This window comes from Streptomyces sp. NPDC021224, from assembly GCF_044332905.1.
GTDB lineage: Bacteria > Actinomycetota > Actinomycetes > Streptomycetales > Streptomycetaceae > Actinacidiphila.
This window is the reverse complement of sequence record NZ_JBIRPW010000002.1, coordinates 122,132-143,369: the sequence shown is the minus strand read 5'-3', so window position 1 is coordinate 143,369 and position 21,238 is coordinate 122,132. Positions and strand designations below refer to the sequence as shown.

The following is a 21,238-nucleotide window of genomic DNA, read 5'->3' as shown; positions in this document are numbered from 1 at the left end:
CGGCCCCCGCGGCTCCGCGAGCCGCCAGGCCCTCACCGGCCCCGCCTATACTTCTCGCCGTGCCCACCTCCGCCCCCCAGCCGCCCGCCCGGCGCAAGGGGGGGCGGCGCGGGGGCGACGCCGACACCCGCGGGGACATCCTGCGGGCGGCGCGCGAGCAGTTCGCGCACGGCTACGAGGCGACGAGCGTGCGGGCGGTCGCGCGGGCCGCGGACGTCGACCCGTCGCTGATCGTGCAGTATTTCGGCGGCAAGGACGGCCTGTTCAAGGCGGTGCTCGACGGGGCGGTGCAGCCGCACGAGGGCGTGGGACGCGTCCTGGCCGCGGGCGGCCGCGGCAGCGGCGCGGACGGCCTCGGGCACGCGCTCGCCGCGTACTTCTTCGGCATCTGGGAGGACCCGGAGCGCCGCCACCCCTTCCAGGCGATGCTCGTCTCGGCCGCCTCCAACGAGGCCGCCGCCACGGTGCTCCGCGACTTCGTACGGGGCGAGGTCATCGCACGTGTCGGCGCGATGCTGGAGGGCGACGACGCCGAACTGCGCGCGGAACTCGCCGGTTCGCAGCTCATCGGCGCCGCCCTCGTGCGGTACGTCTACCGCATCCCGCCGCTGTGCGACGCGCCGCTGGAGGACGTCGTCGGCCGTATCGGACGCGCCGTCCAGGGCTACCTGGCCGGCTGACCCGGCCCCGTACCGCGCCCGTACCGCCCGCCGGTCCGGCGGCTCTCAGCGCAGCGCCCGCCCCACGAAGGCGATCGCGTCCGCCGTGCGCGCGTCCGACTCGGGGCCGACGTGCCCGGCGCCGGGCACCAGCCGGTAGGTGTGCGCGACGCCGAGCGTGTCGAGCACCCCGTGCAGGTACTCCGCTCCTTCGTGCAGGCCGAACTCGTCCGCCCCGCCGCAGTCGACGAGGACGGGGAGCCGGGCGGCGCGGATGCGGTCGGCGTGCGCGCGGGCCCGTCCGTGGACGCTGTTGGCCGTGTAGACGGCGCGGTCGCCGCTGCCCAGCGACATCGCCGCGTGCAGCTCGCCGAGCAGCGAGGGCAGGGCGCGGGCCGGGACGCCGTCCGGCGTCTCGCCGGGGAAGACGACGGGCGAGAGCGCGGCGACGGCCGCCCAGCGCTCGGGTTCGGCGAAGGCGAGCTTGAGCACGCCGTAGCCGCCCATGGACGAGCCGATGAGCGCGGTCGGGCCCAGCGGCCCGAGGTGCGCGGCGAGATGGGCGGGGAAGTCCGCGGCGACGACCGACTCCCAGCGCCCGCCGGGCCCGTCGATGTAGAAGCCGCCCTGCGTCGGGGTGCTCACGCACGCGACGACCGCGCGCGGGAGGTCGCCGCGGCCGACCGCCGCGTCGTAGAGGGGCCGCAGCAGCTCCAGGGACGCCGCCGAGGACCTCGCCCCGTGCAGGTGGAGCACGAGCGGCAGCCGCTCGCCGGGGGCGCGGTCGGCGGGGAGCAGGACGCGGTAGTCGACCGTACGGTCCGCGGAGGCGGCATGGAAGGAGCCTGAGACCAGCGCGGTCTCGAAAGTTTCCATCATGATAATATTTCTACCATGGCAGGTTTGAGGGAGCGCAAGCAGGCGGAGACCCGGCAGCGGATCTCGGACCATGCGACCCGGCTGTTCGAACGGCAGGGCTTCGAGAACGTCACGCTCGCGCAGGTCGCGGCGGCCGCCGGGGTGTCCGTCAAGACCGTGACGAACTACTTCGGCGCGAAGGACGAGCTGTTCTTCGACACCGAGCCCGCCGTCCTCGACCACCTCGTCACGACGGTCCGCGGCCTCACCCCCGCCGCCGCCACCGCGGCACTGCGCCCGCTCGTCCTCGACGGCCCGCTCCTCGCCGGGCCCTGCCGCTGGGACACGGTCGACGCGGCGACGTGGGAGGCGATGCGGGTGTGGGCGCGCTGCGAGCGCGACTCGCCCGCCCTGACCGTACGCCGGGCCGCCCTCACCCAGGGGTGGTCGCACCCGCTCGCCGAGGCGGTGGGCTCGCGCGCGTGGGGTGCGCTGGCGGCGGGCACGCTGGCGCTGCGGCAGGACGTCGCCCAGTCCGGCCTGGTCGCGGACCACCCGCCGGAGCGCGTCGGGGCGGACGTCCGGGCGGCGGCGGGGGCGGCGCTGGACGCGCTGGAGCGGGGATTCGCCTGAGAGCGGCGGGCCCCGCTCAGGTGCCGGGGCCCGCGGTGGCGGGTCAGCCGCGGCGCAGCCGCCGGGCCGCCCGGCGCAGGGCGGCGGCGGGGGTACGGGTCACCGAGTGGCGGACGCGGGCGGTCTGCCGGGCGAAGGCGCGCGAGCGGCGCGAGGCGTCGAGGTCGGCGAAGAGGGCCTCGTACGCGGCGACGATGCGCTCGGGGTCGTAGCGGTGCGCGGATTCGAGCGCGGCCCGGCCCATCCGGCGCCGGGCGGACTCGTCGGCGACGAGCTCCAGCAGCGCGGCGGCCAGCGCGTCCCGGTCGCCCACGGGCACCAGACGGCCGTCGGTCCCGTCGGTGATGATCTCGGCGGGGCCGAGCGGGCAGTCGGTCGAGACCACCGGCAGACCGCAGCGCATCGCCTCGACGAGCGTCATGCCGAAGGACTCCGCCTCCGAGGCGGACGCCACGATCGACGCCTTCGCGAACTCCCCCTCGATCGGCGAGACGACCCCCATCAGCACCGCCCGGCCGCTCAGCCCGCGGTCGTCGATGATCTGCTGGATCGCCGCCTTCTCCGGGCCGACGCCGTAGATCCGCAGCGTCCAGTCCGGGTACTTGGCGGCGACGTCGCCGAACGCGTCGATGAGCAGGTCGTACCGCTTGCCGCGGGCCAGCCGCCCGGCGGCGGCGATGATCTTGGCGGTGCCGTCCGCGGGCGGGACACCGATGTCGGGCACGGAGTTCGGGATCGCCAGCACGCGCAGGCCGGGCAGGCTCATACGCGCCCGGTAGACCGCTGCGTCCGCCTCGGTGATGGTGACCAGGGCGTCCAGCCGCCGGTAGAACCGGGCGAGCTGCGCGCGCAGCCTGCCGCCGTGGCTCTCGAACGTCAGGTGCTCCTGCGCGATCCGCAGGGCCGTGGGCCGGCCGAAGCGCGCGAGGTAGACGTTGAGGCCGGGCCGGGTGCCGATGACGACGTCGGCGTCACAGTCGCGCAGGTACTCCTCGACCCGGCGGTCGATGAGCCGGCTGTACTGGTGCAGCCGCTTCTCGGCCTGCGGGAAGGCCGTCGAAGGCTCCGCCGTCAGCGGGTCGGCCCGGTCGTCGGACCCGGCCCGCGCGTCCACCAGCGGCACGACCGTCAGGCGCGGGTCTATCTCGAACTCCGGCTCCGTGCGGTGCCGCCGCACGGACACGATCGTCACGGTGTGCCGCTCGGCGAACGCGGCGGCGAGGTTGAGCGTCGTCCGGTTGGTCCCGCCGAGCCCGTAAAGGTCATGAATCAAGAACGTGATCTTCACGCCTGCCGCTCCCCCACACCTCGCTCCGCTCGGACCGGCCCCGGACTGCCCCTCAGCGGGCGCGCGCTCAGCACTTCCCGGAGCCGATGGACAACCTCATGGGTGACTCGTCCCGGAACCCATGGAGAACCTATGAAAAAAACTAGCTGAACGCCAACCGTCCTCCTGCTCCAACCGCTCCAGTACCTCCTTCCCCGACCGCAGTGCCTCGCGCCACCGGGACACGACGTGTGGATCGCCGAGCGCCCGCCACCCGCGGGTCCCGATCGCCACGCCGCCTGCCGGCGCCCGAAGTATTTCGATCACCGAGCAGTCACGCAGCGACGCAAATCCTGCTGAATGAAAAACTATTTCTCATATCGTCGACAGTTTCGTCGACCGTCAGAGCCTGACGACATCCGCCTGGCAGAGTCAGCTCAACAACTTGCGTACAACAGATCCAGCCATTCCCAGGGGAGAGCCGGACATGACAGAGATCGAAAGCCCGGCGCTGATCGAGGTACAGCGCGGAAGGGCCATGGCGTCGACCACCCTCACCCCCGCACAACTGCGCACCGCGACGAACATCGACGCCTACGATCCGGAACGGGGAAACGACCCCGCCAATGGATACCAGCGACGCGGGGCCGTGAGCCGTATGGCCCAGGCAGCCTCCTTCTACGGCGAAGGCGAGGAGAAGCGTCAGGGCAGGGTCTTCCAGGACCGCCACGGCTTGATGCCGAATCCGATCATCGCCAATATCCGCCCGGCAGAGGACGGGGAGCCCGTCGACGACCTGGGGCTCGGCCTGCCCGCGGGCGTCACCCTCACGTTCGCTTCCGCCGAAGACCGTGAGAACGTCATGTCGGCGCTAGCTGATGGTGGCAGTGCGACGGCGACGGGGACGATCACGCTCGGTGAGGAGATCGTCATGTGGCTCGTGGACGGGCAGCACCGCAGCGGTGCTATCCGCATGCTGATCGACCGGAAGCGGCTCGGGGAGGATTTCCCCGTTCCCGTCAAGCTCATGCTCGGATTCGAACGCACCGAGGAGATCAAGCAGTTCTACTACATCAACCGCGAAGCAAAAAACGTCCCCACGGACCTGACCGCCGAACTGCTGCTTCGGATGGCGCGGCAGGACAGCCACGAGGCGGAGTATCTCAGCGAGCGCAAGAACAGGGGCAGCCTTCTCGCGGGTGCCGCAATCTACGACGCGCTGGTGAGCAAGAGGAGTCCGTGGCTCACCCGTATCCGCAAGCCCAACGAGAAGATCTCCAAGGACACGTCCATCGCGGTCTCCCAGTTCATCAGCAGCCTGAAGCCCCTGCAGACGGCCCAGATGCCGCGGGACCTCAACCCGCATGAGTGGGCGCTGATCATCGACTCGTTCTGGGAAGCGATCGCCCGCCTGCTGCCTACGCCGTTCGATCCGACCGAGCAGCCCGGGGACTGGGTACTCCTGAAAGCCACGGGCGTGAACACGATGCACCGCGTACTGGCCGACTGCCTGCCCATCGTGATCCAACGCGGTACGCGACTCTCCGACGCACTGCAGTACGAGAACCTGCTGGCCGACCTGCCGAAGCTCTCCGGCATCATGATCGACCCCGACACCGGCGTGGAGTACCAGGTCGACGGATCCGATTTCTGGCGCTCCGCGTCGCTCGCCTCCCAGTACACCGGCCGCTACGGAACCGACCGTCTCGTGGGCATGATCCGCGGACTCATCTCGAAGACGAACAGCGCCATCGTCGTATGACAGTCGGCGCGCTTCCTTCCTCCGGGTAGCAACTGTGCGCCCGTACGCAGGCACCCGGAATTGTTTCCCAGGTGTTCTCTGTTTTTATTTTTTCTGCGAACAGAGAACACCTTACAAGCTACCCCGGTCTGTGCAACGCTGCCTCCCACGAGGGCGGCAGTCTCTGACGAGCCCCAGGCATTCGCCCATCGCCCTCGTACCCGACCGTCGGCTGAACGCCACCGCAAAGATCGTTGGAGTCGTGGAAGATGGAGCATGGTTTCGGCAGCGAACTCCGCAGGACGCGCAAAGAACAGGGAATCGGACTGAATGAATTCGCTCGCAAAATCGCCTGGAGCAGGAGCCATCTCAGCATGGTGGAGAGGGGTTTGACGCCTGCGAGCAGCGAATTTGCCGAAATCTGCGACCAGGTTCTGGACGCCGACGGCAGGCTGGCGGCGCTCGCACGGACTGAAGTTGCCGAATCGGAGGGACGGCCGGACGGAGAAAATCTCCTCACGCTTCCGCCAAGGCCCCATCACTGCTACGGGCGGCCGAAAGAGCTGGACCATATCACGCAGTTCCTTACGGGCGTCTCCACGGACCAGCTCTGCGTGATCAGTGGATTTCCGGGCACCGGTAAGACGACCATGGCGCTCTGCGCCGCCTGGCACGTCGCGGCTGATTTCCCCGACGGATGCTTCTTCTTCGATCTCGGGGAGCAATCCCCAGGAGGAACGCGGGACATCCTGGACGCACTGCTCCGCCATCTTCGCGTAACCGAAAGCAAGATTCCGTCACGGCTGGACGCGATGGCCGGCTTGTGGCGCAGCCGCCTTGCGGGCAAGCGAATTCTCCTCGTTCTCGACGATGTCCGACGCGCGGCCGACGTCCTTCCGTTGCTGTCGTCCGAGCCGGGATGCAAGATCGTCGTCACGAGCCGGAAGCGGCTGAGCGCTCTCGACGAGGCTGTCCACGTGCCGGTCGGCATCCTCGACGGTCCAGGCGCAGAAGCGGTATTCCGCGCGGTCGGCGGAGAAGGTGCCGCGCTTGCGCCGGACAGCGCCGTGCGCGCGGTCGTCGACAGTTGCGGAAGGTTGCCGCTCGCGGTACGCATCGCAGCCGCTCGGCTCCGCAGAGGGCCGATGGCCACCGTGGGGGAGCTCGCGGAACGGCTCTCGTACGCCACGCACCGGCTCGAGCTCCTCGACGACGGGGACCGCAGTGTGGCCGCGGCCCTGACGGTGACATGCGAGGAACTGACCGCCGAGCAGCGCCGCGTCCTCGCACTGCTGGCCCTGTATCCCGGGACCACCCCGGACCTCTACAGCATCGCGGCGTTGGCGGACGTCGACCGCTTCCGGGCGTCCCTTCTCGTGGACGGGCTCGCCGACGTACATCTCGTGGACTACGAGTCGTCGTTCCGCGTCAGCATGCACAGCCTCGTCCGCGAGTTCTCCGCGCTCGTTCTCCTGCCGCAGATTCCGTTGGAGGAGCGCCGGGACGCCGTCCGGCGGGTGCTGGAACACGGACTGCACTTCGCGGTGGCGGCCGACAAGCTGCTGACCCCCCAGCGCTACCGGCCGCCAGTCATCCTCGATGACTTCGGCAGAGCAGCGGTACCGTTCGACGACCGGGTGACGGCCCTGGCCTGGTTCGAGAGGGAGTGGCCCAGTCTGGTGGCGCTGTGCCACTGCGCCGCGGACAGCGGGCTCTCCTCCCTGTGCTGGCAGCTCGCCTTCGCCATGCGGGACTTCTTCTTTCTCACCAAACGGTGGGGGCCGTGGGTGGAGAGCCACCGCCGGGCCATCGAGTGCGCGCGGGCGGCCGGTGCGCGCGCGTGGCTGGCGATGAGCCTGAGCAACCTCGGCGTCGCCCACTCGGACCGCGGTGATCTGACCGTCGCGGTCGACTGCTTCAAGCAGTCGCTCTCCGTGTACCAGGAGCTGGGCGACGACCACGGCATCGTCAACGCCATCTCCAATCTGGCCTGGACCGAGCTCTACCTGGGCAACCACGAGGCGTCCATGGACGGGCTCCGTACGGCGCTGAGGTACTACCGGTTGATGCGGAACAAGCGGAACGCCGCCATCACGCTGCGCGGCATCGCGCTTCTGGAGGCGGAGCTGGGAATGGGACCGGCTGCGGTACGGCACGCGCAGGAAGCCCGCGCCGAGTTCCAGGCGCTGGGCCTGGAGCTGGACGCGGTGATGTCCGTGAACTGCGCCGCCTGGGCGCATTTCCGGGAGGGCGACCATCCCGCCGCCCGTGCCTGCTACGACGAGGCGCTGGCGCTGGCCGGCCGGTGCGCCAGCCGGTACGAGCAGGCCCGCGCGCTGACCGGGCTCGGCAACATCCACCGCGCCGCGGGCGAGGACGAGAAGGCGGCGGAGCTGTGGAGCCACGCCGATGCCCTCTACGGCGGACTCGAACCGATCATGCTCGGGGAAGCGCGTGTCCGCCTTGCGTCATGACGGGACGGAGCACCGTCCCGGCCCGGCGCCACTGCCCACGGTCACGGAGGTGCAGGCGGAACTCAAGTCCCTCCGCAGAGGCCTCGGCATCGACGATCCCCGCGCTGTGGAACGGACCGGTCCCACGCTCCGCCACGTCGCGGGAATCACCGACGATGACGGCGCCGCGGCGGTACGGGTCAAGCTCAGAAGCCGCCTGCTCGAACTGGCGGGCGCGCTGCCTCCGATGATGGCCCGGCTCGCGACGGACGCGCTGGGCCTGGACTCTTGCGGCACCGAACGGTTCGAACAGCGGCTGACCGGCATCTCCGCGCGCCTGGACCGCCATCCGCGTACCGCCCGCAGATGGGTGGACGCGGCTCTCGGGCGCCTCGCGGAGGAGGCCGTGTCGCACAGCGACCCGCCCGCGGAGCGCTCCGTATCCCGGGCCCGGTCAGCCGACCGGGGGCAGGAACCGGTCCGCGCGGCTGCTCTCGGCCTCCGCTTCCCAGGCGGCTGCTGCCGCCTCCCGGAGGGCCTGTGGCTGCGCGGGGCCGCCTCCCCCGCACTCGAGCAACAGCTGCGGGTCCGCTGCGAGAATGTCCGCCGGCGAGGTCAGGCCTTTCCGGGCCAGCGCGATATAGACGGAACGGCGGAACTGGGGCTCCGCGTGCCTGGCCACAGGAACCAGGCCCGCGGCGATTCCCAGGTCCAGCTGGTGGGGAAGAACGTCCGGCAAACTGCCGAGGTCCGCGGTCGGGTGGACATGGTGGGCGATCTCGATGACGGTGTCGATCACGTCGGCGGTGCGCTGCACCGCATGCTGGACAGGGCCGGGAACCTCCCGCCGCGTGGCCATCGCTCCGTCCGCGATCGCCCTTTCGATATTGGCGAGTGCGATTCCTTCCGCCCACATCAGGCAGGCGATGCTCCGCCGCGCCCGGCCGAAGTCGACGCCGTCCCTGGATGGGGAGCCCATCAACCGGGCCAGCACCTGCTCGGCGGCACCACGAGCCCTCAGCGCTGCCATAAGGCGCTTGCGCTCTGCGTAGGCAGACTGCGGGAGCTGCTGGAAGCGGCTGTCCGCCAGCTCGGCCATGAGCTGGGCGGCACAGACCAGGGTGGCTGCGCCGATCCGGTCGGCCGCGACCGCGCCCAGCGCTTCCACCACTGCGGTAACGGAGTCGACGCCGAGGCCGCTGCGGACGGTGAGCCTACCCAGGTCCGTCAGCACGAGCCGGCACGGCGCTGCCTGCGATCCCGTCACGGTCCTCTTCAGGAAGCCGCCGTCGACCAGCTCGTCGATCCGTCGGCGGACGTCCGCGTCACGGAACGGGCCGGAAAGGCCGCTGCTCCGCGACTGGTGCGCAGCGAAGGTGGCCTCCAGGAAACAATCGACGTCCGAGCCCGACCGGCCGGGGGCGAATGCCACCGGTTCAGCCAGACCGGCCAGGATCACGGCGCGGATGTCGGCGCCGGAGTCGAACAGCACCGACCGCACAGGTTCCGGCTCCCCCAGGACGTACCGCCGCCACTTCTCCTCTGCCGCGGCGCTGCCCCTCGCCACGATGACCGCGCGCCCCTCCCGCCTCCCCATGCCGGTACGGCCCGCCCGGCCCGCCATGTTCTTGTACTCGGCGACGGAGTACGGCAGGCCCGCCGCGGAGGGGTGAGTGAGATCCCCGATGATGACGGAGTCCGCGGGCAGGTTGACGCCCTGGGCCAGTGTCGTGGTGGCCACGAGGACACGTACCTCGCTGTGCGGGCTCCGGAAGGACTTTTCCAGCGCCGACCGCTCCTCGAGTGTCAGGTCCGCGAGATGGAACGCCACTCCGTGCTCCAGGCAGGCCCGCAGCAGGTCCGTGGTACGACCGCTGTCACCTCCGTCCAGGGAGGCGAGGAGACCGACGGCAGGGGGCAGCCCCAGCGTGCGGGCGAGTTCCTGAGCAAGCCCACGCGCCCCACCACGGGTGGAGCGGAAGACGATGACCTGTTGTCCCCACGCGACCAGTTTGCCGGTCAGGCGGACCATCAGCCGCTCCGTGCCGCTGAATTCGGCAGTGCCGAACCCGGGAGCAGCCTCGGGTTCCAGCAGTTCCTCGATCGACTCCTCCCCGTCCCGGCCCCGATGGCGATAGCGGCCGTCCGCCCACAGGACACCTTCGAGCAACGGGACGCTCCGGCGCCCACCGGGCACGTGGCTCGCACCGAGCCACCGGGCCAACTCGGCGGGATTTCCGAGGGCCGCGGACAGCCCCACGATCTGCGGAGTGGCGCTGCGTCCCTTCCTCATCCTCAGCCAGGTGAGAAGCGTCTCCAGCAGAGGACCGCGCTCGGCGAGCGCGAGGGAGTGGATCTCGTCGATGACCAGGACTCCCGCGTTCAGCAGGCCGGGAATCCTGGACAGCAGGCCGACGAACTTCTCGTACGTGAGAACAGCGATGTCGAAGTCTCCGCTGATCAGTTTACGCAGGTGGTTGCGCAGTTCGCCCGTGGCACGGATGACGTCGATACCGAGAGGTCCGTAGTCGCCCTGAAATCTCTCGTACTGCTCGTTGACGAGAGCGCGGGTAGGAAGCAGAAACACCGCCTTCTTGCCCTGAGCCACAGACCGCAACGCACTTATTTCGCCCACCATGGTCTTCCCGGTCGACGTGGGAGCACTCACCAGTACGTTCACACCCTCCAGCAGGGCGCCTTCGTTGACGGCGTCCCTTTGGAGCTGATTGAGTTTTCCGATACGGCGTTTCCACATCTCCAGGACCGGACCGGGAATCCCGTACGACGCCAGCGTCGCGATGTCGGACGTCACGTTGCCGAGCTGCTTTCCGTCGGCTGTCTCCAGATATCGGGGCCCGCCGATGAAGACGGGCAGCGAGAAATTCGAGATGCTACCGACGAGCACGGGATCCTGATTCCTCCCGGGGACGCCCTGCCCGTAGGCACTCACGCTGGTGAAGACGTAGTGGGCCAACTGGAGAATGTGAACCCTGCCGTTCTCGGTGGTGCCGGCGCGCCCGAGCAGTCCTTCGATCAGGTAGTGGCTGAGCAGGCCGTGCCGGAACCGCGGTTCCTCGCGAGCCTCCTGGTCGTGGTCGGCGGCGGCGATGACGGCGTACTCCTTGCGACGCAGCACGTCCAGCCTGCCGGAGATCGAAGCGGAACCGTCGCGGCTTGTGCAACCGGCCCCCGGGGCGTTGACGGTCCGTTCCGCGGCGTTCCCCGCGAAGCAGCAGTCCAGCACGAGAACGAGGGCCTTCGCACGGATATGGCCGACCAGCCGGACGAGCTCGTCGAGCGGGAGCGAGCCGGGGTCCGGATCCTTCGCCGAAACGTCGGACAGGGCGAGCGCGCCGCCGGGAAGGCCGTGCCCGGAGAAAGTGATCACCACGAAATCCTCCGCGGCGGCGACCTCGGCGAGGTGGCGAATCTCTGCCACGAATCTCTCCTTGGTGGCATCGCCGTCGACGAGCAGCGTCGTGTCCCCACCGAGGTTGTCCTGAAAAATAGCGTCGAGCACGACGGCGTCCCGTCGCGCAAATCGCAAGCGCGTCAGATCGGGACCGTAAGAATCGATCCCGACGAAGAGTCCGCGAAAGTTCATTCCACCCCCTCTGCGATGCAGCCGCCCACGCGAGAACATACCGCAAAAACCCGCGGGAGGCTGCGAGATGAGAACACTACGGCAATCCCGGGTGAGGCGAAAGCACGATCCTCGGAAACCCGGACATCCGCACGTTCGGGGGAACTTCAATGCTTCAGGAGTCGCGAGACTTCAGGGGGGAAAATGACAGGAAATCCGCCTGACGCCCTGGAAGTACCGGCAGGCAGCGATCTCGTGCGCATCCGGCCTTTCGATGTGCGACGCCGGGAGAACGAATGTCCGGAGGGACTTGCGGTGCGAGTACGCCCCAGACCACTCGCCGTCCTCCGCGAGGACAGGCCTGCGCCGACGAGCCGGGCGCTGGGCCCCCTGCACGACGTCCTGGACCTCATCGAATTCGGACGACTCGGCACGGAGGAAGCCCTGATCAAATGGGAGGCGGCGCCCAAACGCCCGGTTCACCCCGCGCTCGTCCAGTGGACGGAGCACGCCGTCCGCGGCTACCTCGCCGCGACGGCCGCGCTGCCGGCCGCGCCCGGCATTCCGCCCGATGTGCCGCTGGAACCCTTCTCACGTGTGTGGGCCCGGCAGCGGGGGCCGCTCAGGCCGGGTGACCCGGACAGGTACGAGGAGATCGTGCTCGACCGTCGTTACGCCGGGCACGGTGTCCGCGAGCTGCGCCTGGTCCGCGCGGGATCGGTCGAGAAGAACCCCCCGGACGACATGGAGATCGCCGTGGCCGCGGGCGTTCTGGCCGGCGGCAGACCGGTCCTGAGCTCCCGGTGGGCAGCGACTCCGCTCGTGCTCGGCGGCTACGAACCACCGCGGTTCGTGCGGCTCGTGGAGATCGGCTGCGCCGACGGCTCCCACCGCGTCCTCTTCGAAGGTCCCCCCGCGGAGGCCTACGCCCGCTACACCCCCGAAGTCGAGGCACACGTCGGGCGGATCGTCGCCGGCGGCTCGTACCGCCCGGGCAAGAACTGCGGCCGCTGCGCCGCCGTCGCCGACTGCCCCGCGGTCGTGTCCGCGCCCGGCCTCCTCGCTGTCGCCGCGCCCGGCGCGCCTCGTCGCTCCTGGTCGGTCACGACGGGGCGCTCCTACCGCCGTTGCCCGGCGCGCTCCCACCTGGAGGGCCTCTTCCTGCCGCGGGAGACCGCGGCCGAGGACACCGAGGCTGTCATACGCGGCAGGGCCGTACACGCGTGGATCGAGAGCCGCCACCGCCGCAGCCCGCAGCAGCCGTGCACACCGGACGACGTACCCGGGCCGCCCGAGGCGTGGCGCTACCAGGAATGGTCGCTGTCGGGTCTACAGGCAAGGCTCGGCATCCAGATGATCGCCGACCACGCCCTCGTCTGCCCGCTGCAAAACCGCCCGGCCGACACGGAGGTCCATCCGGAACGGACGGTCGTCGCCTACGACCCCACCGCCGGCGTCGTCGTCCTCGCCAAGTCGGACCTGCTCTACCGTGTGGCAGACCGGTGGACCCTGCGCGAGACGAAGACGGCCCGCGTGCCGGACGAAGGCAACCTGCTCGCCCAGCATCCGCAGTTGGCACTGGCCGTGCTGCTCTCCCACGCCGGAGTCCTGCCGGGCAGGCACTGCGGGGTGGAGCTGGAACGGCTGACCGGCACCGGCCCGATCGTCACAAGGTTCGACGTCGCTGCCCCGGATGTGGCCGCGGAAGCGCGAACGGTCATGGCCGAGTACATCGCCCCATGGCGCGCCGACTCCCAGTTCACGACCGCCCCGGGCGCCGCGTGCACGGACTGCCCGTTCACACGGTGGTGCCCCGACGCGGCCGCGGGAGGCAGTCGATGACCGAATGGCCGACCCGCCGGTGGGACGACCCGGCCGAACGGGCTGACCGCGTCGTGGCCGCTTCCCTGCGGGCCGCGTACGCATGGACGGTCCGGCACCGGCACCACGACGCCATGCGGGAAGTCGCGCGCATGACCGGCGTCGTCATGGAAGTTCACGGGCCTGGCCGCGGGCCGACCACGCCGCTGGAACTTGTCGACTGCCTCAAGCGACGCCTCGGCACGATACCGGCTCTGGCTGCCGGACCGGACGGGGACATCGCACGCGTGGCGCTCCTCGACAGCAATGGGCTGCTGACCACGGAGGCGTACGACCTCGCGGGCGAGTACGCCCTACCGGTGAGCCACCGCCCCGGCTCCACTTCGTGGATGCCTGCGTGGACCTGGATGCACGCCGATCGCCTCCGCAGCGAGGCCTTCCAGGTCTTGGCCGAAGAAAGGAACCAGGAGCTGTACGTGGCGTCGCGACGGTTTCTGATCGACCACCCGGCAGGCGATCTCTCCGAGCTGCGCCGCCTGATCGGGGAGAGCGGTGTGAAACCTCCCGCGGGCGGCTACGGCGACATACCCGCGGAGCACGTGCACCGGTCGCCTGACGGTGAGCAATGGTGGTGGCCCTGCCCCTTCTGCCGTTGGCCGATGGCAGTGCGAGGTACGACCGTGCGCTGCCGCTACGGCCCGCACGCCGCGGTCTACCGGCTGGCGGCGGGTCGGACCCCCGGGGCCCTCCCCCGACTGAGCCGTGTCGACGAGGGGCGGCCGCGGATGGCCACGCCGACGGCTCGCCCGACAAGCGGCTCCGTGTGTGTGGACTTCGGTGTCTGGCGATTTGTCGTGGTACCGGGAGCGAGTGAGACGAGGATCATGGAGCGGCTCGTGAAGCAGGGTGCGACGGTAGAGCTCTGGCCGGAGATCGACAGATACGACCTGCGCGTGCTGGCAGGAAGCCGAGAGTTCCGGGTCGACGTCAAGGAGTACCGCTCGGCGCATCGTCTGATCGCCGACCTGCGGGCCGAGCCGCCCCAGGCTCGGGTCCTCCTGCCCCGAACGCACGAGCACCAGCGCGGCGCCCTGACGACAGCGGTGCCCTCGCTCCAGGTCACTACCGAGACCGCGTTCGTCAGCGAGGTACGCCGAGCGCTGAGGGCACGGTGAGCGGCCTCGCTTCCGGGGCCGAGCAGGTCTTCCCGGCCGTCATGGGTGCCGCCGCCGGACTGACCGCATTGTTCTTCCCCTGCGGTGACGCTGGTGAATCCGGCCGGACGATCACCCGGGACGACCTCCTCTACGTCCTGGACGGCCACATCGCCGACTGGTCGGGCTGGCAGAGGTTGTCCCACGCCGACGCCCGCCGCTTCACCAGGCTGCTCCGTCGGCGCCCCAATCAGCTGGCCAACGCGGAGGCGGCCGGCGGGGTCCTCGACAGGCTGCGGCGCGACGCACGGATCCCTGGCTGTACCACGGCCGACGACGAGGACATGCCCGGAATGATCACCGTACGCCCGGGAATGCCGCTGGCCGCCTACGTCGACGGCCTTCTGCAACGGCTGGACGAGCTCCACGCCGCCAGGAATCGCGTGCTTCCGCCTGCCCGAACCGGGGCCCACGTGACCACGACAGGAGTGGCCGGGGAAGGCGACCGGCAGCAGGTCTTCGTCGACTTCCACTACGACATCCACCCCCACCATCTCGACGCCGGACAACCGCCACCAGTCATCGCCGATGCCCCCGAACTCCCCGAACGCCACGTGCCCTTCGATGAATTGCGCGAGATCGCGCGGCTGATCGACCAAGGCGAGCGCGAACACGGCAGGAGCGGCCACCGGGAGGACGCCGTCGACCGCTTCGGCAGGCAGATCCGCTCGCAGAACAACGAGCTTCTGGACGGGCTCGACCTCACGACCGGAAACCTCAACGAACTTCTCGCCTACACCGGATTCGGCAAGTCGGTCGTCCTCATCGAGACCTTCGCGTGCTGGGCGGTCCGCCACCGGATCCCGGTGGCGTTCGTCCTGCCGACCAACGCCGACGTCGTCCGCTCAGTCCACGCCATCGAGCGCGCGCTGGACATGTGCGGAGAGCAGCCGGTAGGCGGCGTCGTACCGCTCGTCTCGCCTCGGGCTCTGATCGATGTGGCGGAGACGGCGGCCTCCCGCTCCACCGACGGTGGTCCGGACGCGGACTGGGTCTGGGAGCGGTTCGGCTACGGCTGCGCCCTGTCTGCTACAGCGGGGAGCGACGACGGCGTCGACCGGTGGCAGCCGGGCAGCGAGCCTTGCGCGAAGCTGCGCAAGGCTGCCCGACGCAACCGGAAGAAACAGGCCTTCGCGTGCCCCTGGCGAACGAGCTGTGGGCGCTTCCGGGGCACTCGGCAGGCCTGCACCGCGGACGTCATCGTCACCTCGCACGCGAACCTTCTCGCCGGAGTGCTCCAGGCCCCCGTGAACGACGGCCACGGAGTCACCGACCGACTGACGGTCGAGGAGCTGCTGATGCGACGCTGCCAGATCGTCGTCATCGACGAGGTCGACGTGTTCCAGAGCGCCGCGATCGACCGGGCCGGTCGTCACCTCGTACTCGACCACGCGGGAAGAACCAATACCCCTCTGCGGCGGTTCGACCGGGACTTCGCCGAGGCATTCGGCCGTCTCCAGGACGAGGTCGACGCGAGCGTCCGCGACGCCTACTTCACTCTCCGCTATCTGTCCGAGACGTATGTGAGCCATCTGACCTACGAGCGCCTCGGCGGAGCGCCCCCCAGCAAAGGACGGCGTCCACGCGGGCCCGGGCGCTATTGGATAGTGCCCCGCCGCTGGGACAACTGGCTGACCGCCCGGTTGTTCGGCCGCGACGTGAAAAAGATCTCGTCCGACGACCTGAACGCGTTCCGCTCGCTCTTCCTGGGCGAATCGGAGCCACCCGCCAACGACCCTCCGGGCTTCGCCGAGGCGCGGCAGCACCTCGCGGCGGTCGTCACCGGTGGTTCCGGCGGCCTGTCCCTGCCGAGGGCACGGGCCGCCCTGGAGCGCCTCGTCGAAAAGGCGCCCGAGGAGGACAGGACCAAGGCCGTCAACCGGATCCTGCGGCGGGCCATCCTCGAACGTATCCGGATCTTCCTGCACCAGCTGATGGCCAGCAGCGCCCAGCTCGTCGACATCGGTATCGAGTCCGCCCAGGAGATCGCGGACGCGCTCGGCACATACGGGCACTGGCAGGTGACCCCGACCGGCCCCCTGGGACGGCTGGTCTTCGCCTTCACCGAGTACTACGACGACACCGGGGGCGCGCCGGCCCGCCTGTCCACAGCAGCGTTCGGCGGCGATCCGCACACCTACACGGTCGGGCTCGGCGACACCACCGCGCTGGGCCACGCAGGTGTCCGCCGCATCGTCCTCGGCATGTCGGCGACGTCGTATTTCCCCGGCGCGCCGCACCACCACATCCACACACTGCCGAAGTGGTGGGTCGCGGACGACCAGCCGGATACCGTACGCGTCCGCGCCGCTCGAATCGACGACGAGGAAGGACGACCACGCCGCATCTCGGGCCTGCAAGGGCCCGAACGCGCGGCCGCCACCCGGCGGATCGCCAAGGAGCTGTGGGACAGGTACCTGCGGAACGAGCTGGAGCAGCTGGAAATCCACAAGAAGGACCGTGCTCGCGTCCTGCTGGCCACGACGTCGTACGAAGCCGCACGGCACGTGGCGGAAGGCCTCGCGGCAGCCGGAGTGGATCCCGCCCGCATATGTCTCGCTGTACGGCCTGCCTCCCACCAGGGCGAGCAGCAGGCGGCCGTTCACACCGGGCACTGGTGGGAGCTACCCGCCGACCGGTTGGAGAGCTTCCCGGCAATCCACCGAGCGAACATCTTGATCGCGCCGCTGGCCAGAGTGCAGCGGGGGGTGAACATCATCGGGGAGGGAAACAAGTCCGCCTTGGGGTCGGTGTGGCTGATCGTGCGGCCGATCCCCCTGATCGACGAGCCGGCGGAGCTCGTCGCGCACATCCAGGCCCGGGCACTGGCCGAGCACCGCGGCCCCACAAGCGATCCCCGGGCACTGCTCGCCAAGCGCCGGCAGGTGGCCGGGCAGTACTTCGATGAGATCGTCCGTTGCCCGCCGTACTTCCAGGCCCAACCGCTCGACGTCCGGCTCGGAGTGCTGGCGGAGATCCTCAACGGCGCCGTCCAGCTCATCGGGCGGGCCCGACGCGGAGGAACGGACGCGACGCTCCATCTCGTGGATGGCGCCCTGCTCGACACTTCCGGTGGCACCGATCTCGCCACGCTCATCCTGCAACTGCGGGACAAGTGGCGGCGTGACGGCACGCTGCCCGCCATGCGGCAGTACTACGGCACCACGCTCGACGCCTTCCTGGCCTACGCGGAGCACCCGCTGGAGGACGAACCCCTGTGCTGATCACGCTCGCCTACCGCCTCCCGAGGCAGGACCTGGACTCCCTGCTCGGCACGATCACCGCCTATCCGCTCACCGAGGAGTTTGCGGCAGCCTGGAAAGGCCTGCCCTCGCGGGAAGGCCAGCGCGGTCCCCGCTACTCCGCCCTGGCCACCGGGCTCGTCGCCGCCACCGGTCAGCCCGTCAGGCTTTTCGGTGAGTGGGAACTCGCCGAGGAGGAACAGTCGGCGGGCAGCCGGATGCTCCTCCTGACCAGCGGCGGGTCCTTCGACGACCGCGTGCACGTCGCTGTACGGGCTTGGGAGGGACACGTCCGGGACGGCAAGGGGACCGCCGTCCTCGCGGGGCTGCTTCCCGCGCCTGAAGCAGCTCGCCCCTTCGCCGATTTCGTAAAATTTCGTCCCGGCCAGGTTCCGGTCATGCCTGGCTGGGTGTTCCGCACCGCGGAATGGCAGGTGATGCGGCGGCTGGCGAAGGTGCCGATGACGGTGGACGGCCGGTCACCGGTCCCGCTGACGATGGATACCGACGGGGCGCTACTGGCCTGGAACCCGGACGACCTTGTGGTCAGTCGGTCCGGAAAGGCGTTCAGCATGCACCGGGTGACCGCACGGCTGACCACGCGGGTCGGCATCGCTGACCCCGTGCTCTGCTTCGACGCGCATCTGTCGAGGATCTCTCCCGACGGCAGCTGGTCAAAGAGCATCTGGATCGACCGCGAAAGAAACGGCAGCCCCGTCCTGCGACTTCCGCTGAGGCGCCGCAAGGTCAAGGACACCGGCGAATGGCGCAGCCACCTCGACCCGGCTGTCGTCAAGATCCTTGAGGCGTGCCAGCTGTCGCCACTGGACATCCCGGCGGAACTCCCCTCAGTTCCAGGGCAGTTCCGGCCGCAGCTCGCGAGCGCCCGCTTCCCCGCGCTCGGCAGCGGCCCGGGGCCCCGGTTCATGCTGCGGCTGCACGAGCACATCGTGTCGGTCCTTCCCGCCCTCGAGCCGCTGCCCTACACGGAGGACCGCGAGATCAAACTGGCCACCCGCGTCACGCACTACCCGGTCGGCGGCCTCCCCCCGGAAGCGGTCGATCCGAGTGGGTTCCGCAAGGTCACCCTCGTCTGCGCCTACGCGACACCGACGGGGCGCGACCGGATGCTCGCCGAGATCTCCGAGCTCGCGGGCCGGACGGTGAGACCGGACGCAGACGGTCCACCCGCTGCTGTCAACGCACGTCTGGACGTCGTCGCGCGCTACTGTCCGGGACTCCTCGCCCACGACACCGTCAACCGAGCGGCCCATCTCGCCCGCCTGGAACTGCCCGCTCCCGGCGAAGGGCTGACCGCCGCCTGGCTGGAGACTGAGTACCACCCCCAAGGCGCGAGTCCCGAACTCGACGCCAAGCCGCATCTGCGGCGTCTGCTGGGGCATATGGGGATACCGGCGCAGTTTCTCGCCACCGAGCCCACCCTCCTGCCTCCGACAGCTACAACGGCCAGCACCAAGACGAAGAAGCATGCCGCCCGCGCCGCCCTACGGGACTTGCTGCGCGCCGCAGGAGTTCTGGATCACCGGTTGCTGGACGCGGTGAATGCGGGTGGACGTTCGCCCAAGCTCGCGAAGAGGGCCCTGCTCGTCGGTATTCACGCCCGCAGGCAGCAAACCGGAACGGAAGGCAAACCGCTGATCCTGACCATGGTCGCACTCCACGTCGATCCCGACGACCTGGCCGGGTGCCGACTCCTCGTCCACAGCGATCGACGGCAGGCCTGGGTGCGTGGAGCCGACGGCACGGCGGAATTCCACGCCGGCGCCATCGGGACCACCCGCTTCGGGCGCACGGGAGACAAGGCCGAGCTGACACGTGCCGTCGTGGAGGCGAGGCTCGAAGCCCTTCTCGCTGCCGTGCATCCGGATCGTCCGACCGGGCCGGACGGCACGCCGATGGTGGTCTTCGTCGATACACAGGAGACTCGGACCATCTGGCCCGGGCTTCAGAACGTCCGGCTGGGCGACGGCCCGCTGCCCGGGGATTCGTTGCGGGCCGCCGGCGCCGACGTCGCGGTCGTACGTCTGAACACCGAAATCGGAGAGATCGGTCGCCCCGTCACGCGGAGGGAGAAGGCCAATATGCCGAGCGATCCGGCCAAACCGGCCGCCCCTGATCGGAAGGTGTACCGGCTCACCCAAGCGAGCGGCCATTGCTGGCTCTTCGCCGGCCGATCCCGGTCGATCAAGGCGAAGGGTGGTGACCGGGGCGCCCACTACACTCGGTGGACCCTCCCTTCCGAACTCTCCTCCCAGCTCGCCGTCCCCTGGCACTCGTACACGGCCAAGGAAATATGCGTGGTGCGGACGGGATCCTGGCTCCCCGTGCAGCTGGCCGGGCTCACGGCCGGTCTGTGCGAACAGGCTCTCGCCTGGGACGACCGCACGCAGGTGCCCGTCCCGCTGCACCTCGCGAGCGTCCTCGACGAGGACCATCCGGACTACCGGGTCGCAGGGGACGGAGAGTCCTGACAGATGGCCCCCGGCTGCGGGTCAGAACTCGTCGTCCTCCAAGGGATCGACGACGTCGGGCGGCAGCGTGCCGAGTGTTGGCCGGGAGTAGCGGGGAACTCCCGTCATCGCCCGCAGCAGATCGTTGATGCCGTCGGAGGTCAACTTCTCCACCTCGTAGTGGTCCGTCGTCCACGGCTGCAGGATCTCGGGGATGTTGTCCACCGACTCGTGCGGCAGGACGACCGGCAGCACCTTGGCCGTCCACACGTCACGGTGAGCGTGCAGCTTCTCCTTGATCAGTTGGGCCTCGCTGCGGATTCCTGGGTGGTCTGGACCGTGAAGCCCGCCGTCGAACGCCTTGCGGCAGATAGGAGAGGCAAGGACGACGACGTAGTCCACCTCGTTGATGAGCTTGAGCGCCCACACGGACCATTCCTTGCGACCGTCGTCGTCCCACTGGTCCATGTGCGCGTCGACACCGCTCTTCACCAGCAGGGTGCCGAACTGCCGAGCCATGTACTTGTGGTGCGGCGAATCGTGGGCGTAGCAGATGAACACCGAGGGCGCGCGCCTCCCTGCCCGTTCCCCGTTCGCCGCGGAGGGCCACGGCGTGACGGCGGGCACGGGCGCTGCGCGTTCGCCGAGGTCGAGAACGAAGGAGGCCGGAGACTGCACCGGCACATAGGCGTCATCCGGCCCCGCCGAGCGGTCATAACGGACTGAGAACTCCACCTCCTGCTCGACACGGCCGCCGGGCGTGAGCAGCACCGCCCACGCGGCGTAGGAACCCTGGCGGACGCCGGACTCGCCGTGCTCCACATGCCGCCAGCGCACGCCGGGCCCACCGATTCCGAACGTGTCGATCCGGTCGGCGGACGCGGGCAGGAAGGCATGCGCACCGGCACCGTCCGCGCTCGGCACGAAGTTCAGGTACTGATTCAGCACGTAGGCCCTGGAGACGTCCGTCGGTGCCACGCGCCCAGGAAGGGCGTCCACGACCACGGCCTGCCCCTCCCCCTCGGGGGAGGGGAACCGGCAGGAGATCTCGAACCAGGGCATCCGGGAGAAGCCGGGCCGGAGTTCCAGTTCGTAGTTGATCTTGATCAGATGCAGATCGGACCCGCCAAAGGTGTGTACCGGCGGTTCGATGCGATCGACCTGCCAATTCCACAGGCGCACGGCACCGAACACGGCATCGCCAGGCGCCGAATCCATTCGCCGTCCACCCTCACGAACGAGGGTGAGGTCGATGCGCACGTTCCTCTGACCTTGCGGTTTCACGGGTCCGCCTTT

12 protein-coding genes are annotated in these 21,238 nt (G+C 69.7%); 8 read left to right on the top strand and 4 right to left on the bottom strand.

The genetic code is table 11. From position 1 onward, the window contains the following. Nucleotides 1-59: 59 nt before the first annotated feature. Nucleotides 60-680: a TetR family transcriptional regulator gene (locus ACH4PY_RS05720; RefSeq protein WP_398176314.1), complete on the top strand. Its 621-nt coding sequence runs from the start codon at nucleotides 60-62 to the stop codon at nucleotides 678-680. Between the two features lie 45 nt (nucleotides 681-725). Here the strand turns inward: ACH4PY_RS05720 and ACH4PY_RS05715 are convergent, their stop codons facing one another. Next, entirely contained in the window at nucleotides 726-1,538 is an 813-nt protein-coding gene (locus ACH4PY_RS05715) for an alpha/beta hydrolase (RefSeq protein ID WP_398176312.1), read from the bottom strand. Nucleotides 1,539-1,553: 15 nt separating this feature from the next. On the opposite strand from ACH4PY_RS05715, the gene ACH4PY_RS05710 reads away from it, so the two are divergent. Beyond that, entirely contained in the window at nucleotides 1,554-2,150 is a 597-nt protein-coding gene (locus ACH4PY_RS05710; RefSeq protein WP_398176310.1) for a TetR/AcrR family transcriptional regulator, read from the top strand. Between the two features lie 43 nt (nucleotides 2,151-2,193). Here the strand turns inward: ACH4PY_RS05710 and ACH4PY_RS05705 are convergent, their stop codons facing one another. Next, nucleotides 2,194-3,438 carry a glycosyltransferase family 4 protein gene (locus ACH4PY_RS05705; protein WP_398176308.1) on the bottom strand — a complete coding sequence of 415 codons (1,245 nt, stop codon included), beginning with the start codon at nucleotides 3,436-3,438 and terminating at the stop codon, nucleotides 2,194-2,196. Nucleotides 3,439-3,904: 466 nt separating this feature from the next. On the opposite strand from ACH4PY_RS05705, the gene ACH4PY_RS05700 reads away from it, so the two are divergent. Both ACH4PY_RS05700 and ACH4PY_RS05695 read left to right on the top strand, forming a co-directional pair. Then, on the top strand, nucleotides 3,905-5,179 hold the full coding sequence (locus ACH4PY_RS05700) for a DGQHR domain-containing protein (RefSeq protein ID WP_398176306.1): 1,275 nt from the start codon (nucleotides 3,905-3,907) through the stop codon (nucleotides 5,177-5,179). Nucleotides 5,180-5,427: 248 nt separating this feature from the next. After that, nucleotides 5,428-7,632: a tetratricopeptide repeat protein gene (locus ACH4PY_RS05695; RefSeq protein ID WP_398176304.1), complete on the top strand. Its 2,205-nt coding sequence runs from the start codon at nucleotides 5,428-5,430 to the stop codon at nucleotides 7,630-7,632. 433 nt (nucleotides 7,633-8,065) lie between these two features. Here the strand turns inward: ACH4PY_RS05695 and ACH4PY_RS05690 are convergent, their stop codons facing one another. Then, a complete protein-coding gene (locus ACH4PY_RS05690; protein ID WP_398176302.1) occupies nucleotides 8,066-11,215 on the bottom strand; it encodes a DEAD/DEAH box helicase in 3,150 nt (1,049 codons plus the stop codon). Nucleotides 11,216-11,509: 294 nt separating this feature from the next. On the opposite strand from ACH4PY_RS05690, the gene ACH4PY_RS05685 reads away from it, so the two are divergent. Genes ACH4PY_RS05685 through ACH4PY_RS05670 form a run of 4 tightly spaced genes read left to right on the top strand, consistent with a single transcriptional unit; the run spans nucleotide 11,510 to nucleotide 19,963 of the window. Next, nucleotides 11,510-13,036, top strand: coding sequence for a PD-(D/E)XK nuclease family protein (locus ACH4PY_RS05685; RefSeq protein WP_398176300.1), 1,527 nt, complete (start codon nucleotides 11,510-11,512; stop codon nucleotides 13,034-13,036). Further along, on the top strand, nucleotides 13,033-14,190 hold the full coding sequence (locus tag ACH4PY_RS05680; protein WP_398176298.1) for a hypothetical protein: 1,158 nt from the start codon (nucleotides 13,033-13,035) through the stop codon (nucleotides 14,188-14,190). The genes ACH4PY_RS05685 and ACH4PY_RS05680 overlap by 4 nt, the downstream gene beginning before the upstream one ends. Continuing rightward, on the top strand, nucleotides 14,187-17,453 hold the full coding sequence (locus ACH4PY_RS05675; RefSeq protein WP_398176296.1) for a hypothetical protein: 3,267 nt from the start codon (nucleotides 14,187-14,189) through the stop codon (nucleotides 17,451-17,453). Before ACH4PY_RS05680 ends, ACH4PY_RS05675 begins: the two co-directional genes overlap by 4 nt. Next, the gene (locus ACH4PY_RS05670) at nucleotides 17,447-19,963 is read left to right on the top strand and encodes an RNaseH domain-containing protein (protein WP_398176294.1); all 2,517 of its coding nucleotides are present in this window, start codon (nucleotides 17,447-17,449) and stop codon (nucleotides 19,961-19,963) included. The genes ACH4PY_RS05675 and ACH4PY_RS05670 overlap by 7 nt, the downstream gene beginning before the upstream one ends. 21 nt (nucleotides 19,964-19,984) lie before the next feature. On the opposite strand, the gene ACH4PY_RS05665 is transcribed toward ACH4PY_RS05670, so the two are convergent. Then, a complete protein-coding gene (locus ACH4PY_RS05665; protein WP_398176292.1) occupies nucleotides 19,985-21,202 on the bottom strand; it encodes an SEFIR domain-containing protein in 1,218 nt (405 codons plus the stop codon). Between the last annotated feature and the right edge of the window lie 36 nt (nucleotides 21,203-21,238).